The sequence below is a fragment of the Aquabacter spiritensis genome, from assembly GCF_004346185.1.
GTDB lineage: Bacteria > Pseudomonadota > Alphaproteobacteria > Rhizobiales > Xanthobacteraceae > Aquabacter > Aquabacter spiritensis.
In genome coordinates, this window is sequence record NZ_SMAI01000006.1 from 40,839 (window position 1) to 59,665 (window position 18,827).

The following is an 18,827-nucleotide window of genomic DNA, read 5'->3' on the forward strand; positions in this document are numbered from 1 at the left end:
GGGCGCAATCAGAACGGTGAACGGTCAGCGCGGGCCTCGGACCCGCGCCGGCCGGCCCTTCGATTGTGAACGCCAGTTCCACCCGCCACAGGACACGATCGCCGGACATGAAGCGGCCCGTCTGATTCGCGCGGCGCCGATGACCTTGCGGGGATCGGAGCGGCTTTCCCAATCGCGCGCCTCCGTCAATTCATTGGATTCTCCCAGAAAAAGCGGCTCGATCCAAGCGGGTCAATCCGTCTTCCGCTCCCGCAAGCAGCGGAGCACGCGTAATTTTTTGGCCGCTTCGGCCCACCCGGAACTTTTCCCTCGCATCCCTTCGGGCCCGGAAATAAAAAGGCATAAGATGCGGGGGGCTGCTTTGATTGGCTTGTTGAGCGCGCGTGCCGCGCGACTTTATACCGGAGTCGCGGCACTCTCTTTGCTGATCCACATGAACGCGCCCCGTCCCGCGAGCGCGGACAGCGTTGTCGTGACCGATCAGGCGAGCTTCACCGCCGCCGTCGAGGCCGCGATCGATACCGGCGAGCCCAATGACATCACCGCCCAGGGCGGCTCCTCTTTCTATGCGGGCAGCGACTGGTCCCTTCCCGGAAACGCCAGCTCCCTCTCCCTCACCTTCAACACCTCACCCTTCATCATCGGCGCGTCCGAGGAGGCCACCCTCACGCTTCTGTCCGGATCGACGCTCACGCTGAACACCACCAGCGGGACGAGTGCCGGGCGGATCGAGATCGGCGATGGGGATACCGGCACGCTCCTCATCCAAGGCGGCACCCTCCAGGTGAATCTCGCCGACACGAGCGTTGCGCCGGGCACATCGATCGGCCGCATCTGGGTCGGCGGCGGCGCCCTCAATACGACCGGCGGCACCGGCACGCTCGACATGAGCGACGGCGAGCTTCTGTACATCGCCAATGCCGGAAGTCTGAATTATGGCGGACTTGCCATCGGCCGCGGCACCGGCGTCACCGGCGCGTTCAATCAGTCGGGCGGCGAGGTGCGCTTCAGCAGTGCGGGGGCACTCGATCTTGGCACGCAGGGCGGCGTGGGCACCTATGCGCTCTCGGGAGACAGTGTCTTCGATGCCTCCTCCGGGGGGATGACCGCCTATATCGGCTCACGCACATCCGGCGCCGGCGGATCGGGCACCGCCGCGAGCGGAACGCTGACCATCTCGGACAACGCCCAGTTCACCATGACCACCGGCGCATTTACGGGCGGTCAGCTGTATGTCGGCGATTCGAAAGGAATCGGCACCATCACGCAGGATGGTGCTGGATCCAGCGTCACGCTGGCGCTCATCAATCCGATCCGGTTCGGCAGCGACACCTCCTCTTATGGTGTCGGCGGAACGGGCACCTACAACCTGTCCGCCGGCACGCTCTCGGTACAATATGTCAGCGGCTCGCCGCAGCTCGTTTTCGGGGCGGCCTCGGGCGGAACGGGCACCTTCAATATCTCGGGCGGCACCGCAACCGTCGAGACGCCCCTGATCCTCGGACTTGTTGCGGGCGCGACCGGCAGCGTCAATCTCACGGGCGGCGCGCTGACCCTGTCGGGGTCGAGCTATCTGAGCTTCGGCTCGGGGACCGGCACCTTCTCGCTCACGGGCGGAACCCTGACGGTTGGCGGGACGAACGGTATCCGCGGCACCGGCCAGTTCAATTTCGGCGCCGGCACCCTCATCGTCTCCTCGGCGCTCACCTCCGCGTCGGACATGACCCTCGCAGCGACGCAAATCGCGACCATCGACACCAACGGGCAGACCGCTACCCTCTCCGGCATCCTCTCCGGCAGCGGCATGCTCTCCAAGACCGGCACCGGCACCCTCACCTTGTCCGGAGCCAACACCTATGATGGCGGCACGAGCATTGAGGACGGCACCATTGGGGTCGGCACGAGCACCGCCCTCGGCACCGGCGACGTTTCGATCGGCGGGACGGTGACGCTGTCCCTCGTGAACGGCACCACCATCGCCAACGCCTTCAGCTTCGGTGCCGGCACGCAGACGACGCTGACCATCGGCGCCTCCGATACCGCCACGCTCAGCGGCACGCGCGCGGGCGCCGGAAGCTTGATGAAGTCGGGGGCCGGCACGCTGGTGCTCACGGGCACGGGAAGCAATACCGGCGCCACCACCGTCTCGGCCGGCAAGCTGCAGATTGCGGCCGCAGGGGCCTTTTCCAGCAGCGCGACGGTCTCTGTTGCGTCGGGCGCGACGTTCGAGATCCTGCAGAACCAGACCATCGCGGGGCTGACCGGCAGCGGCGACGTCGCCACCAACACCGGCACTCTCACGCTCGACACGAGCGCGGACGGGACCTTTGAAGGCACGATCACCAATAGCGGCAACGCCTGGGACAGTTCCTACGGCGTCTTCACCAAAAAGGGCAGCGGCACGCTGACGCTGTCGAACGCGACCATCGTCGGCGGCGAAACGCATCTGGAAGGCGGCGCCATCGCCGTCGCCGCGGGCACCTCGTCCGTGGATTATTTCGCGGTGGGCACCGGCAGCGGCAATACCGGCACGCTCACCCTCACCGGCGGAACGCTGAATGTCGGCGTCGCGCTGCATGTCGGCGACTGGGGCGGCACGGGAACGGTCAACCAGACGGGCGGCACCGTCAATGTCACGCCGACCTGCACGGTCGCGGGTCGCTGCGCCTCTCTGAACATCGGCAATCAGGGAGGCAACGGCACCTACAATATCAGCGCGGGCACGCTCAACCTGGAGAGCGAACTCAACAGCCTCGGCCGCAACACCGGCACGCGCGCGGCGGGCACCGGCACGCTCAATATCAGCGGGACCGGCACCGTGGTGCTGCACACCACCGATGCCGGCCCGTCCAGCCTCATTCTGGGCAATCGCGAAAGCGGCGCGACCAACCAGTCGACCGGGCAGATCTTCCAGACCGGCGGCACGCTCACCATCTCGAACGCCTCCCACCTCTATCTTTCCGCCTATGGCAATGGCCGCTACGACCTGACCGGCGGCACCCTCCAGGTGGGCGGAACCGGCGGCCTGATCGGCAGCTTCGGCGGCAGCGGCACCTACGCGTTCAATCTCGGCGGCGGCACGATCCAGGTCATCGGCTCGAACCTCGTCACCTCGGTGAACGCGACCCTGGTCGACGCCACGACCAGCACCATCGACACCAACGGGCTCAATGCCACCTGGTCCGGAATCCTGTCCGGCTCCGGCGCGCTCGCCAAGACCGGGGCGGGCACCCTCACCCTGTCCGGCACCAACACGTATGAAGGCGACACCACCCTCGCCGCCGGCACGCTCTCGATCAGCGCCGACGCCAATCTCGGCGGAGAGTCGGGCGCGCTCATCTTCACCGGCGGCACGCTCGCCACCACGGCGTCCTTCACCTCGAACCGCCGCGCCGACTTTACCGCCGATGGCGTCTTCGCCGTGGCGACCGGGACGACGCTCACCCTCACCGGCTCTCTGGAGGGCAGCGGCGCGCTCGTGGTGGCAGGTGCCGGCACGCTGGTTCTCACCGAAGACAACACCTATGAAGGCGGTACCGAGCTGAACGCCGGCACGCTGCAGGTGTCCAGCGAAGACAAGCTGGGTTATGGCGGCCTGACCTTTAATGGCGGCACGCTCAAGACCACTGCCACCTTCGCCTCGGGACGCAGCGTCACGCTTACCGGCGCCGGCACCTTCAGCACGGACGCCGACACCACGCTCACCCTGTCCGGCGAGATCTCCGGCGACGGCTCGCTCACCAAATCCGGCGCCGGTACGCTGGTGCTCTCCGGCACCAACACCTACACCGGCGGCACGACGATCTCTGCCGGCACGTTGCAGGTCAGCAGCAATACGGCGCTTGGAACCGGCACACTGACCCTGGGTGGCGGTACCCTCTCCACTACCGGCACGTTCAGTTTCAGCCCGAATGTAACCCTTTCCAGCAGTTCCTCTGTTTCCGTCGCCACCGGCACCACGCTGACGCTCGGCGGTATTCTCTCCAGCACCGGCGCCCTCACCAAGACCGGCGCAGGCACGCTCGTCCTCTCCGGCGTTAATACCTATACCGGCGGCACCACCATCGCGGGCGGCACGGTCCAGATTGCGGCGAACAGCGGCCTTGGTGGCAGCGGAGGCGTCACCTTCTCGGGCGGAACGTTGGTCGTCACGGGAACCTTTACCAATTCGCGCGTCACCACATTGTCCGCAAGCGGCGGCACATTCGCACCGGCATCCGGGGCGACCCTGACCTGGAACGGAAAAATCAGCGGGTCCGGCGCGCTCACCCTGTCCGGCGCCGGAACGCTGGTTCTCGGCGGGGCCAATGAGTATTCCGGTGGCACGACCATCAGTGCCGGCACGGTGAGGATCAATGCCGACAGCCGTCTTGGCGACGCAAACGGCGCCTTGACCCTGGCGGGCGGCACACTTGCGACCTCGACGACATTGTCGACGAGCCGCGACATCACCGTCACCGGCACGGGAGCCCTTGCCGCAGCCGCGAGCACGACGCTGACCGTGGCCGGGGTGATCGCGGGGATGGGGGCCTTGGCGCAGACCGGCGCCGGCACCGTCATTCTTTCGGGCTCGAACACTTATTCGGGCGGGACGGCCATATCGGCCGGCACGGTCCAGGTCTCCTCGGACGGCAATCTCGGCGATACTGCGGGTGGCCTGACCTTGTCGGGCGGCGGCAAGCTCGCGGCGTCGGCCACGGTCACGTCGAACCGGGCGGTGGCCCTCGACGGTGCCGGGGCGTTCGCGCCGGCGACCAGCATGAGTCTGACGCTCGGCGGCGTGATTTCCGGCCTCGGATCGCTGACCCAGTCCGGCGCGGGAACGCTCATCCTTACGGGAACCAACACCTATTCGGGCGGCACGACGATCTCGGCCGGAACCCTGCAAGTGTCCGCCGACGAAAATCTGGGTAACGCCGCAGGAAGTCTTACCATTAGCGGGTCGACCAGCTTCGTCACCACGGCAAGCTTCAGCTCCGGCCGGGCCGTGATCCTCGCTAACGGCTTCATCAGGCCGGCCGCCGGTACCACGCTCACGCTGTCCGGGGAGCTCTCCGGTACCACTCTCAGAATGGCGGGCGCCGGCACGCTCATCGTCACCGGGACTAACACATATACCGGCAACACCAGCATAACCACCGGCACGCTTCAGGTGTCGGCCGACGCCAACCTTGGTGCCGGCACCGGGATCGCGTTCTCGAACGGCACGCTGGCGACCACGGGAACGTTCTTGTCCGCCCGCACGGTGTCATTGAACACTGGAACAGGCACCTTCGCCACGTCCACCGGTACCACGCTCACCCTCTCCGGCAAGATCTCGGGCGGCGGCAGCCTGACCAAGACCGGCGCCGGCACGCTCATCCTCACCGGCACCAACGACTATACCGGCGGCACCACCGTCTCGGCGGGCACGCTGCAGATCGGCGACGGCGGCAGCACCGGCAGCATCACCGGCGCCGTCAGCCTCGCCAGCGGCACCATCCTGACGTTCGACCGCAGCGATGACATCACCTATTCCGGCACGATCTCCGGCGGCGGCACACTCATCAAGGCCGGCGACGGCACGGTGACTCTGAGCGGCACCAACACCTATAGCGGCGGCACGACGATCTCCGCCGGCACGCTGCAAGTGAGCGCGGATGCGAATCTGGGCGATGCGTTGGGCGGGCTGACCCTCGACGGCGGCACGCTCAAAACGACGGCCTCCTTCAGCTCCGCCCGCGCCGTCGCCCTCACCGGCGCTGGCACGTTCAGCACCAACGCCGACACCACGCTGACCCTCTCCGGCACCATCTCCGGCGACGGATCGCTGACCAAGACCGGCGCCGGCACGCTGAGCCTCACCGGCGAGAACAGCTTCACCGCGGCCACCACGGTCTCGGCGGGCACGCTGGCGCTGAGCGGCGGGTCGTCACTCTCCGATACGGCGCGCCTCACCATAGAGGACGGCGCCAGCGTCACGCTCGCGACCGCCGAGGTCGTGGGCTCGCTGGCCGGTGCGGGCAGTCTTTCCGTCGGCAACCAAAGCCTCACCGCCGGCGGTGACAATAGCAGCACCACCTTCTCCGGCACGATCTCCGGCAACGGCACACTCGCCAAGGCCGGCACCGGCACGCTGACGCTGAGCGGCACCAACACCTATGGCGTCGCCACCGTGATCAATGCCGGCACGATCTCGATCAGCGACGACGCCAATCTCGGCGCCAGCACCGCCTGGCTTTTCCTCGAGAGCAGCACGCTGCAGACGACGGACGACGTCACCTCCGCTCGTACCGTGAATGTCGCCGGCACCGGCACGTTCGACACCGCGACCGGCACCACGCTGACACTTTCCGGCGTCATCTCCGGCGTAGGCGGCCTGATCAAGACCGGCGCCGGCACGCTCATCCTCACCGGCACCAACAGCTACACCGGCGACACCACCCTCGCCGCCGGCACGCTCTCGATCAGCGCCGACGCCAATCTCGGCGGAGAGTCGGGCGCGCTCATCTTCACCGGCGGCACGCTCGCCACCACGGCGTCCTTCACCTCGAACCGCCGCGCCGACTTTACCGCCGATGGCGTCTTCGCCGTGGCGACCGGGACGACGCTCACCCTCACCGGCTCTCTGGAGGGCAGCGGCGCGCTCGTGGTGGCAGGTGCCGGCACGCTGGTTCTCACCGAAGACAACACCTATGAAGGCGGTACCGAGCTGAACGCCGGCACGCTGCAAGTGTCCAGCGAAGACAAGCTGGGTTATGGCGACCTGACCTTCGACGGCGGCACGCTCAAGACCACCGCCACCTTCGCCTCGGGACGCAGCGTCACGCTCACCGGCGCCGGCACCTTCAGCACGGATGCCGACACCACGCTTACCCTGTCCGGCGAGATCTCCGGCGATGGCGGCCTGACCAAGGCCGGCACGGGCACACTCATCCTCTCCGGCAGCAACAGCTACACCGGCGGCACGACGGTCTCCGCCGGGACGCTCTCGATCGGCGCCGACGACAATCTCGGCGGCACCGGCGCGCTCACGCTCTCCGGCGGCACGCTGGCGACGACGGGCACCTTCAGTTCCACCCGCGCCGTCACCCTCACCGGCACCGGCACGATCAACACGGCCACCGCTACGACGCTCACCCTCTCCGGGGTGGTTTCCAGCGGCGCGCTGGTGAAGTCCGGCGCGGGGACGCTCGTGCTCACCGGGACAAACACCTATACCGGCGGCACGACGATCAATGGCGGGACGCTGCAGATCTCGCAGGGAACCAATCTCGGTGGCACAGGTTCGCTGACGCTCAATGGCGGCACCCTCGCCACGACGGGCAATTTCACCCTCACCAGATCCGTATCGCTCACGGGCACCGGTACCTTCTCCCAGGCTGCCGGGACGACGTTGACCGTGACGGGTAACATTTCGGGCAACGGCGGGCTGATCAAGACCGGCGACGGTACGCTGGTTCTGGAGAACAACAAAACCTTTAGCGGCGGCACCACGGTGGCGGCCGGAACGCTCGAGATCGGCTCGGACCAGGGGCTCGGGAACAGCTCTGGCGGCCTGACCCTGTCCGGCGGCACGCTGTCCGCAATCGGTTCGTTCTCTTCGAGCCGCGCGGTTACACTGACCAGCAGCACCAGCAGCACCATTTTCACGGACGATGGGGTGTCCCTCACTCTCGGCGGCGCTTTCTCCGGCGAGGGGGCGCTGATCAAGAGCGGCCTCGGCACCCTGATCCTCACCGGGACCAACACCTATTCCGGCGGCACAACCCTCTCCGGCGGGGGCACCCTCCGGATCTCCGACGACAGCAATCTGGGCGTCAGCACCGGCGCTCTGGTCCTCGCAGGCGGCACGCTCGCCATCGAGACGAATGACATCACCACCACCCGCACCATCACGGTGACCGGGGCCAACAGCATCGACACGGCCGAGAACACGACGCAGACCTTCGCGGGCGATGTGTCCGGGACCGGCTCCTATGCCAAGACCGGCAACGGCACGCTCATCCTGGCCGGCGTGGACACCCATTCAGGCGGCACCACCGTCTCGGCCGGCATCCTCCAGGTGGGCGACGGCAACACATCCGGCAGCCTGGCCGGAAACGTGAGCGTGGACGCGGCGCTGGTCTTCAACCGCTCCGATGCCCTCACTTTCTCGGGCGAGATTTCCGGCCAGGGTACCCTCACCCAGGCCGGCAGCGGCACGCTGACGCTGACCGGCGCCAACAGCTATGGCGGCGGCACCACCATATCCGCGGGCACGCTGCAGATCGGCAGCGGCGGCAGCACCGGCATCATCACCGGCGATGTGACCGATGACGGATCCCTCGTCTTCAACCGATCCGATGACGTGACCTTTGCCGGCACGATCTCCGGTACCGGCTCGGTCACGCAGGCCGGCACCGGCACGCTGACCCTCTCGGCCGCCACCAACACCTACCAGGGCGGCACCACCCTCTCCGCCGGTACCCTGCAGGTCGGGGCGGACAGCGCGCTCGGCAATATCTCGGGCGCCCTCGCTTTCTCCGGCGGCACGCTGGCGACCACAGCCAACATCACCTCCGCCCGCGCCGTGACCCTCACCGGCAGCGGAACGCTCACGCCGTCCAATGGCACCAGCCTGACCCTCTCCGGCGTGATCTCCGGTGCCGGCAGCCTGACCATGGCCGGCGCCGGACGGCTCGTCCTCAGCGGCACCAACACCTATGGCGGCGGCACCACCGTCTCGGCCGGCACGCTGCAGGTCGCCGCCGATGCCAATCTCGGCGATGCGACCGGCGGGTTGACGCTCGCCAATGCCACGCTCGCGACGACCGCGGACCTGGCGTCCGCGCGCACGGTCGCGCTCGACGGCGGCGGCACAATCGAGACCGCCGGCAGCACCAGCCTCACCCTCTCGGGGACGATCTCCGGCACGGGCGGATTGACCAAGACCGGCACGGGCACGCTCGTCCTCTCGGGCTCCAATGCCTATACCGGCGGCACCGTTGTCTCGGCCGGCACGCTGCAGGTCGCGGCCGATGCCAATCTCGGCGGCGCGGGCGGGTTGACGCTCGCCGGGGCGACGCTCGCGACGACGGCTGACCTGACCTCCGCGCGCACGGTCGCGCTCGACGGCGGCGGCACGTTCAGCACGGCGGCCGACACCAGCCTCACCCTCTCCGGGACGATCTCCGGCACGGGCGGCCTCGCCAAGACCGGCGCCGGCACGCTCGTCCTCTCGGGCTCCAATGCCTATACCGGCGGCACCACGATCTCCGCCGGCACGCTGCAAATCGCCGCCGATTCCAATCTCGGCGGCGCGGGCGGGCTGACGCTGGCCGGCGCCACGCTCGCGACGACCGCGGACCTGGCGTCCGCACGCACGGTCGCGCTCGACGGCGGCGGCACGGTCAGCACGGCGGCCGACACCAGCCTCACCCTCTCCGGGACGATCTCCGGCACCGGCGGCCTCGCCAAGACCGGCGCCGGCACGCTCATCCTCTCCGGCGCCAATGCCTATACCGGCGGCACAACCATCTCGGCCGGCACGCTGCAGGTGGGCGGAAGCCTGGCCGGGGCGGCGGCGGTGGCGGACGGGGCCAACCTGACCGGCGGCGGATCGGTCGCCGGCACGGTGACGCTCGCCGCCGGCGCGACGCTCGCGCCCGGCACCGGCAGCACGGCGGGAACCCTCACGCTCGGCGGCCTCTCGGTCGGCGCCGGCGCCACCCTCGCCTTCTCCCTGGCCGTGCCCAATGCGCCGGACAGCGCGCTCAACGACCGCATCGCCGTCACCGGCGACCTCGCGCTGGCGGGCGGGTTCGTCACCATCAATGACGGCGGCACCTTCGCGGCCGGCAGCTATCGCCTCATCGACTATACCGGCACGCTCTCCCTCACCGGCAGCGGCCTGACGCTTTCCGGTGTCCCGGCCTCCCTGTCAGCAAGCCTGATCCAGACCTCGGTGGCCGGCCAGGTCAATCTGATCGCCATCGTCGACGGCGTCTCCACCCAATGGTGGAACGGCGCGGGCACGGCCGGCAGCGGCACCATTACCGGCGGCGACGGCAGCTGGACCCCCACCGCCACCAACTGGACCAATGTCGACGGCACGGTCGCCTCGTCCTGGATCGCCGGCGGGCTCGGCATCTTCACCGGGACGGCGGGTACGGTCGATGTCGGCCCGGTCAGCGCGAGCGGCCTGCAATTCGCCGTGTCCGGCTATACCCTGTCCGGCACCGGCCCGCTGACCCTGGTGACGCAGGTGGGCGGCGGCACGCCCTTCATCCGGGTCGATGACGGCACCGCCACGATCAGCGCCCCCCTCCAGGGCACCGCCGGCTTGACCAAGACCGGCGCCGGCACCCTCATCCTCTCGGGCTCCAATGCCTATACCGGCGGCACCACCCTCTCGGCCGGCACGCTGCAAATCGCGGCCGATGCCAATCTCGGCGATGCGACCGGCGGGTTGACGCTCGCCAATGCCGTGCTTGCAACGACGGCGACCTTCTCCTCCGCACGCACGGTCGCGCTCGAGGGAACGGGCACATTCAACATCGCCGGTGAAACCAGCCTGACCCTCTCGGGGGTCATCTCCGGCACAGGCGCCCTCGCCAAGTCCGGCGCCGGCACCCTCGTCCTCTCCGGCACCAATGCCTATACCGGCGGCACAACCATCTCGGCCGGCACGCTGCAGGTCGCGGCCGATGCCAATCTCGGCGATGCGACCGGCGGGTTGACGCTCGCGGGTGGCACGCTGGCGACGACCGACAGCTTCAGTTCGACACGCGCGGTCGTGCTTTTTGGAAACGGCACCCTCAGCCCTGCGGAGGGCACCAGCCTCGCCCTCTCCGGCGAAATCTCCGGCACCGGCGGCCTGGTGAAGCGCGGCGCCGGAACGCTCGCCCTCTCCGGGACGAACAGTTATGCGGGCGGCACCTCCCTCGCCGCCGGCACGCTCGAGATCGGCGCGGACGGCGCGCTGGGCCAGGCCTCGGGCGGCATCGCGCTCTCCGGCGGCACGCTGGCGACGCGCGCCACCTTCACCTCCGCCCGCGCCGTGACGCTGACCGGAACCGGCACGCTCAGCCCGGCCATCGGCACGAGCCTGACGCTCTCGGGGGTCATCTCGGGGTCCGGCGCGCTGACTCTGACGGGCGGGGGGACGCTCATCCTCACAGGCGCCAACACCTATGCGGGAGGCACGACCATCGCGTCCGGCGCGCTGCAGCTCGGCGACGGCGGGACGAGCGGCAGCATCCTCGGCGACGTGCTGAACAACGGCGTCCTGATCTTCAACCGGTCCGACGCCGTCGCGTTCACGGGCAGTATCAGCGGCACGGGCGCGATCGTGCAGGCGGGAACGGGCGACCTCACCTTGACCGGGTCCAATACCGCGGCGGGCGGCGTCGCGGTGCTGAGCGGCACGCTGACGGTTGCGGACACCCTCGACCCGACGGCGCCGCTCGTCGTCGACAGCGGCGAATTGCGGCTCGGGAGCGCCGACCAGGTGGTGGCCGGGCTCGCCGGCACCGGCGGCACGATCGAGCTCGGCACCGGCTCGCTCACCGTGAACCAGAGCGGCGACACCGCCTTCGCGGGCACCCTCGTCGGCAGCGCCCCCTTCGTGAAGAGCGGCGCAGGAACGCTGGAACTCACCGGCCAGAGTTCCCAATTCACCGGGCCGACCACCGTCTCGGGCGGCACGCTCAAGATCAATGGCAGCCTGCCGGGGTCCAACATAACGGTGGGGGTGTCTGCGGACGGAACGCCAGCCGTTCTCGGCGGCGGCGGCGAAATCGGCGATCTGGTCCTCCGCGGCGGCATCGTCTCGCCCGGAAACTCGCCGGGGACGCTGACCGTCACCGGCAATGCGCGCTTCTCCGCCGGCTCGGCCTATCAGGCCGAAGTCCTGGCGAGCGGGGTGAGCGATCTCATCGCCGTCAACGGCGCGGCGGTCATCGATGCCGGTGCTGCGGTGAACGTGGTGGCGCTGGACGACGGCGCGGCCTACGGGCCAAGCACGACCTACACGATCCTCACCGCCTCCAAGGGGGTGAACGGCACCTTCAGCACGGTGACGTCCAATTACGCCTTCCTCGACCCCACCCTGTCTTACACGCAGACGTCGATCCTGCTCACCCTGACCCGGAACAGCATCTCCTTCTCCACCTATGCGGTGACGCCGAACGCGGTGCAGACGGCGCAGGCGGTGGAAGCCCTGGGCGCGGGCAATGCCGTGTACAATGCGGTCGCCCAACTCGGTCCCGTGCAGGTTCAGCCCGCGCTCGTCAGCCTGTCGGGCGAAACCTATGCCAGCCTGCAATCCATCATGATCGAGGACACGCGGTTCGTGCGCGACGCGGTGTACGACCGAGTCCGCACCGCTCACCCGAGCGCCCCGACCGCAGCCCAGGCCGCGGCGGAAAACGGTCTGTGGGCGCAAGGCTTTGGCTCCTGGGGCCATGTCTCGTCCGCCGATGTCTCGACCGTCTCGCGCTCGATCGGCGGTCTCGTGGCGGGCTATGACCGCAAGATCGGCACGGACACGCTCGTCGGCGCGGCGTTCGGTTACGGCTTCACGTCCTTCAGCGCCGGGGGCAGTTCGACCAGTGGATCGATCGAGAGCTATTCGCTCTCGCTCTATGGCGGCACCACATTGGGCCAGTTCGCCTCCGGCGATCTCGGGCTGCGCGGCGGCCTGTCCTATGGCTGGCAGTCGATCGAGGCCGCGCGCACGATCGCCCTGCCGGGCCTGTCCGGGCAGAACGAGGGCGATTACGACGCGCGCACCCTTCAGGCCTTCGCGGAAGCCGGCTACCGGATGCAGTTCGATAAGGCCGGCCTCGAGCCGTTTGCCGGCCTTGCCTATGTAAATCTCGAGGCGGACGGCTTCTCCGAAGTCGGGACGGCGGCACGCCTGACGGCGGCGAGCCAGTCCATGAGCACGCTCTTCACCACGCTCGGCGTGCGGCTCACCACCGATTTCGGCACCGCTGCGAACCCGTACCAGTTCCGGGCCTCGCTCGCCTGGCAACACGCCTTCGGCGATGTCGATCCCAGCGTGAGCCTCAGATTTGCGGGCAGCACCGCGCCGTTCAGCATCGGCGGCGTGCCGATCGCCCGCGACGCGGCGCTGGTCTCGATCGGCCTCGACGCGATCGTCTCGCCGAATGTCACCTTCGGGGTGAATTACAACGGCGCTTTCGGCGGCGGATATGAGGATAATGGCATGCGCGCCGTGCTGACCACCCGGTTCTAGACCGAGCGGGAACCGCCCGCGCTGCGGGCGAATGAGAGCCTTGGCGTGGCCCCGGCACCGCGCCTTTCGCGGATCGCGCGCGGTCCGGTGGCCGGAGCCCTGTCGGGATTTCAGGTCGGCGTCGAGCCCCCACCAGGCCGAGTTGCGGCACGCGCCCGCACCCGCCGACGGCCACGCCGATCCGTCAAATTCATGCTATCTTTTGCCTGATCGCAGGTGGGGGCTCGCGTGACGGACCGGCGTGAAGGCGCAAGCGGGGCGACGTTAGGGATCGCATCGGAGAGCCGTTGGCTTCTTCCGAATGGCTTTGACAGTCTCGAACTCCCGCCGGACCAGCGCATCTTGCCGAACAGCGTGGCGGAACTCACCTACCCGCAATACTCGCTCCGGCCGGGACTGGAAGTCTACACCTTCGATGCCAAGGTCAGGTCGCCGGTCGACCTGACCTACAGGGTGCTGTCCGGTGAGCCCTATCTCTGGCTCGCCCTGAATTTCTCCGGCTGCAGCTCGTATGTCCATGACGGCGGACTGGACGGTGCCATTGTTCCCGGCAGCAGCCATTTCGCCATGCTGCGCGACCCGCTGAGCACCTTTCATTATGTCGCAGGGCACCATCGTGTCTCGGGCATGGCCGTAACGCCCGCGCGGCTCGACGAGATGCTGCAGGGCCAGCGGCCCGGCCGGTCCATATCGGCCTTCATAACCGGAGCGTTCGACCCGTCGATCCGTTCATCTGTCCCCAGCGCGGCGATGCGGACCATTGCGGAGCAGATCGCCCGCAACCCGTATCAGGGCCTGATGGAGGCCGTTTATCTCGAAGGCAAGGCGTTCGAGATGCTGGCGGAATGCCTATCTGCCTTCCATGACGAGGCCCGTCCGAGCCCGGGTGCGCGGGCGCGCCGCCATGCGCTTGCAGCGCGCGAAATCATGCTCGCGGACCCTGCCAAGCCACCGCGCATCGAGGATGTTGCCGTGCAGGTGGGCCTGTCGCAACGGCGGCTGAACGAGGTGTTCCAAGAGGTCTTCGGGGCGTCGCCGCTGCAGTGCCTGGTGCGGTGGCGCCTCGATCTGGCCCGCCAGTGGCTCCAAACCGGAGACCTCAGCGTGAAGCAGGTGGCCCATCGGCTGGGCTATGCCCATGCCAGCAACTTCTCGCTCGCCTTTGCCCGCCGCTTCGGCCATCCGCCGACCGGCGCGCCGGACGCGCGCGATCCCGCCGACTGAAAGGCGGGCGCATCGGCACCCGCCTCAGCCCGGCTTCCGGCGGCCGCCTGCCTTCACCCATTCCCGCGCGGTCTGGAAGGCGACATAGAGCATGGGAATGACCAGGATGCCGAAGGTCGAGGCGGCGATCATGCCGAAAAAGACCGGCGTCGACACCGAGCGGCGGCTGATCTCCGAGGCACCGGTGGCGATGACGAGCGGCAGAAGGCCGAGGATGAAGGCGAAGGAGGTCATCATCACGGCCCGGAACCGCAGCCGGGCCGCCATCACCGCAGCCTCCCGGATGGGAACCCCCTCCTCCCGCTGGGCCTTGGCGAACTCGACGATGAGGATGCCGTTCTTGGCCGCGAGCGCGATCAGGACCACGATGCCGATCTGGGCATAAAGATCGATGGACAGGCCCGCCGGTCCCACCGCCGCGATGCCCCCCGCCAGCGCCACCGCGACGGAGAGCATGACCGGGACGGGGATGACCCAGCTCTCATAGAGCCCCACCAAAAACAGGAAGGCGAACAGCACCGCCAAGGCCAGGATGGCGCCCATCTGGCCGCTGGCGGCCTTTTCCTGATAGGCGGTGCCGGTCCAGGCATAGCTGTAGCCATTGGGCAGGGTCTTGGCGCTGACCGCCTCCATGGCGGCCAATGCCTGCGCGCTGCTATAGCCCGGCGCCGGGGCGCCGTTCACCGTGAGACTGCGCACATTGTTGAAGCGGATGACGGCCGACGGCGCGAACGCGATCTCCGCCTCGGCCACCGCCTGCACGGGCACCATCTTGCCGTCGCGGTTGCGCAACTGCACCCGGTAGATGTCGTCGATGCTCGCGCGGTCGAGGGCGTCGGCCTGGAGGGAGACCTTCCAGGTGCGGCCGAACATGTTGAAGTCGTTCACATAGGCGCTTCCCAGCGCGGCCTGGAGCCCGGCGAAGATGTCGCTCACCGACAGGCCGAGCACTTCCGCCTTGTCGCGGTCGATGTTCAGGAACACCGAGGGCGTCTCGGCCCGGAAGGTGGAATAGACCTCGGTGAGGGCGGGATCCTGGTTGGCGGCGAAGACCAGGGCGCGCATCACCTCGCCCATTTCGGCGGCGGGCCGGCCTTCCAGGTTCTGCAGCTGATATTCGAATCCGCCACCGGTGCCGAGGCCGATGATGGGCGGAAGATTGAACGGAATGACCAAGGCCGGAACCTCGGCCGTTTCCTGCGCCACCTGTGCCAGGAGTTCATTGACCCCGACGGTGCGGTCCTTGAAGGGCTTCAGCGTGACGATGAAGAAGGCGCTGTTGGATTCGGCCAGTCCCGAGAGCATGGAATAGCCGCTGACCACGGAGACGTCCTGGACGCCCGGGAGCTTGGAGACCACCTCCTCCACCCGCGCCACGATTTCGCGCGTGCGGTTCAGGGACGCGGCATCGGGCAGCTTGGCCTCGATGAAGAAGGCGCCCTGGTCCTCCTGCGGCAGAAAGCCGGAGGGCGTGCTGCTGCCGAGCACATAGATGCCGGCCCCCGCGGCCCCCACCAGCACCAGCGAGAGCACCGCCACCCGGACCAGCCGGGCGACGAGGGCCGCATAGCCGTCGCGCACGCCGTCGATGCGGCGGCTGACCCAGGCCATCACGCCCTTGCGCGCGCCGTGATGCGGCTTCAGCAGCAGCGCGCACAAAGCCGGCGACAGGGTCAGAGCATTGAGGGCCGAGAACAGCATGGACACGCTGATGACCACGGCGAACTGCCGGAACAGCTCGCCGGAAATGCCGGGAATGAAGGCCAGCGGCACGAACACCGAGAGCAGGACGAGGGTGATGGCGATGATGGGCGCGGTAATTCCCTCCATCGCCTTCTTGGTGGCCTCGGCGGGCGTGAGACTGTGGTCGCGCTCCATCTGCGCCTCCACCGCCTCCACCACCACGATGGCGTCGTCCACCACGATGCCGATGGCCAGCACCATGGCCAGCAGCGACACGGTGTTGGCCGAATAGCCCATGGCCAGCATGATTGCGAAGGTGGCGACGAGGCTCACCGGCACCGCCAGCAGCGGAATCAGGGTGGCGCGCAGCGAGCCGAGGAAGATGAACACCACGAGGATGACCAGCACGAAGGCTTCCACCAAAGTGTGCTCCACCACCTCGATGGTGGCTTCCACGAAGCTGGTCGTGTCGTAGGTGATGGCCTGCTTCATGCCGGACGGAAAGCGCCGGCTCAGCTCCGCCATGGCGTGGTTCACCTCCTCCGCCACGCCGAGCGCATTGGCGCCGGGGGAGAGATAGATGGCGATGAGCTGCGCCGCGCGCCCGTTGAGGCGCGTCTCCACATCCTCGTTGAAGGCGCCGAGTTCGATCCGCGCCACGTCGCCCACCCGCAGAACCGAACCGTCGGGATTGGCGCGGATGGCGATATTGGCGAATTCCGCCGGTGTGGTGAGGCGCCCGGTGGTGCGGATGTTGAGCTGGTAGGAGGTGTCGGTGCTGGCCGGCTGGGCGCCGATGCGGCCCAGCGGCGCGATGCGGTTCTGGCTCTGGATCGCCGCCACGACGTCGCTGGGCGTCAGTTGCAGGGCCGCCAGCCGGTCGGTTCGGAACCAGATGCGCATGGCATAGTCCTGCGGGCCGAACAGGTTCGCCTGTCCGACACCGGGAATCCGCCGCAGCGCGTCGAGAATGTTGATGGTGGCATAATTGGAGAGGAAGAGGGTGTCGTGCTCCGCCTTGTCCGACCACAGCCCCACCACCTGGAGCAAAGCGGACGATTGCTTGCGCACGCTCAAGCCCTGGCGCTGGACCTCCTCCGGCAGCATGGCGATGGCGAGCTGGACGCGATTGTTGACGTTGGTGGCGTTCTGGTCGGGGTCGGTACCGACCTGGAACGAGACGGTCAGGGTATAGGACCCGTCGTCGCCGCTGGTGGACTTCATGTAGATCATGTTGTCCACGCCGTTGACCTGGCCCTCGATCGGCTGGGCGACCGTGGCCTCCACCACTTCGGCGGAGGCGCCCGGAAAGCGCGCGGTGACCTGGACCTGGGGCGGCACGATGTCCGGGAACTGCGCCACCGGAATGCGCGTGAGCGAGACCAAGCCCGCAATGACCATGACGATGGCGATGACCATCGCCAGGCGGGGGCGGTCGACGAAGATCTTGGAGATCATGGTCTCAGCCCTTGACCGGACCGTCGAGGGGCGCCGGTGCGGGCTTGGGCGTAACCGGCAGACCTGGGCGCACCCGCTGGGCCCCCTCCGTGATCACCAGGGCGCCGGGGGAGAGGCCTTCGGTAATGACCGCCTGCCCGCCTCGGGCGGTGCCCACCTTCACGAAGGTCTGCTCCACCTTGTTGTCGGCGCCCACCACCAGCACGAACGTGCCGGCCTGATCCAGTTGCAGCGCCGATTGCGGAATGACCAGGACGTCCTTGCCCTTCTCCTCCTCCACCCGCACGCCCACCACCTGCCCGGCGGTGAGCAGGCCGTCGGCATTCGGGACCTCGGCCTGCACGAGCGTGGAATCGGTGCTGGCGTCCGCCGTGACATTGATGAAGGAAAGACGGCCGGGCTGGTCGTAGAGTGTGCCGTCGGGCAGGCGGATGCGGATCTGGAGCGGACGTTCGCCATTCTTGGCGGTGTCGCGCTTCAGGTCGATGAGGAGACGCTGGGAGACGGGGAAGAGGATCTTGACGACGTCGTCCTTCACCACCGTGGTGAGGATCCCGCTGTCGGGTCCGACCACATTGCCCACCGTGACGGCGGAGCGGCCGACGCGGCCGGTGATCGGGCTGGTGATGCGGGTATAGCCCAGCTGGATGTTGGCCTGATCCAGGGCAGCCTTGGCGGCGGAGACCTGCGCCGCCGCGATCTGTTGGTCGGCGATGCGCTGGTCGAGAGTCGCCCGGGGCAGGTTGTTGGTGCGGAACAGCTCCTGCCCGCGCGCCACCTGGAGGTCGGAATTGTTGAGCGAGGCCTGGGCGCCCTCGAGCTGGGCCTGGCGCGCCGCCACGGCGGCCTCGAACGGCTCCGGCTCGATCCGGAAGAGGAGATCCCCCGCCGCCACCTTCTGGCCTTCGGTGAACACCCGCTCGGTGAGGAAGCCGGTCACGCGGGCTCGGATGTCGACCCGCTCCATGGCCTCCACCCGGCCGACGAACTCCGCACCTTCGCTGATCGGGCGCATCTGCGCCTTGACCACCATCACCACGGGAGCGACCGCGGGACCGGCGGTGCCGGCGCCCCCCGGGTTCTCCTCGCACCCTGCCACCAGCAAAGCGAGCACGAGCGGGGGTCCGTAGCGACGGGCGAGGCGGATCAGGCTGGGCATGAATTTGTCCGGATAGCGCAAGGCGAAAGCCTCAGCTTGTCCTTTCGAGGCTAACCACAATACTCGATGCGGCGCAAGCGA

General features: G+C 68.2%; 4 protein-coding genes. 2 read left to right on the plus strand and 2 right to left on the minus strand.

Features of this window, described 5'->3' with window-relative positions; translation table 11 throughout:
- Positions 1-472 precede the first annotated feature (472 nt).
- Both EDC64_RS11150 and EDC64_RS11155 read left to right on the plus strand, forming a co-directional pair.
- On the plus strand, positions 473-13,222 hold the full coding sequence (locus tag EDC64_RS11150) for an autotransporter-associated beta strand repeat-containing protein (protein WP_165933724.1): 12,750 nt from the start codon (positions 473-475) through the stop codon (positions 13,220-13,222).
- Positions 13,223-13,450: 228 nt separating this feature from the next.
- A complete protein-coding gene (locus tag EDC64_RS11155; RefSeq protein ID WP_132031384.1) occupies positions 13,451-14,446 on the plus strand; it encodes a helix-turn-helix transcriptional regulator in 996 nt (331 codons plus the stop codon).
- 24 nt (positions 14,447-14,470) lie between these two features.
- Here EDC64_RS11155 and EDC64_RS11160 read toward each other — a convergent pair whose 3' ends face one another.
- Positions 14,471-17,587 carry an efflux RND transporter permease subunit gene (locus EDC64_RS11160; protein WP_132031385.1) on the minus strand — a complete coding sequence of 1,039 codons (3,117 nt, stop codon included), beginning with the start codon at positions 17,585-17,587 and terminating at the stop codon, positions 14,471-14,473.
- Between the two features lie 4 nt (positions 17,588-17,591).
- Entirely contained in the window at positions 17,592-18,746 is a 1,155-nt protein-coding gene (locus tag EDC64_RS11165) for an efflux RND transporter periplasmic adaptor subunit (RefSeq protein WP_132031386.1), read from the minus strand.
- Between the last annotated feature and the right edge of the window lie 81 nt (positions 18,747-18,827).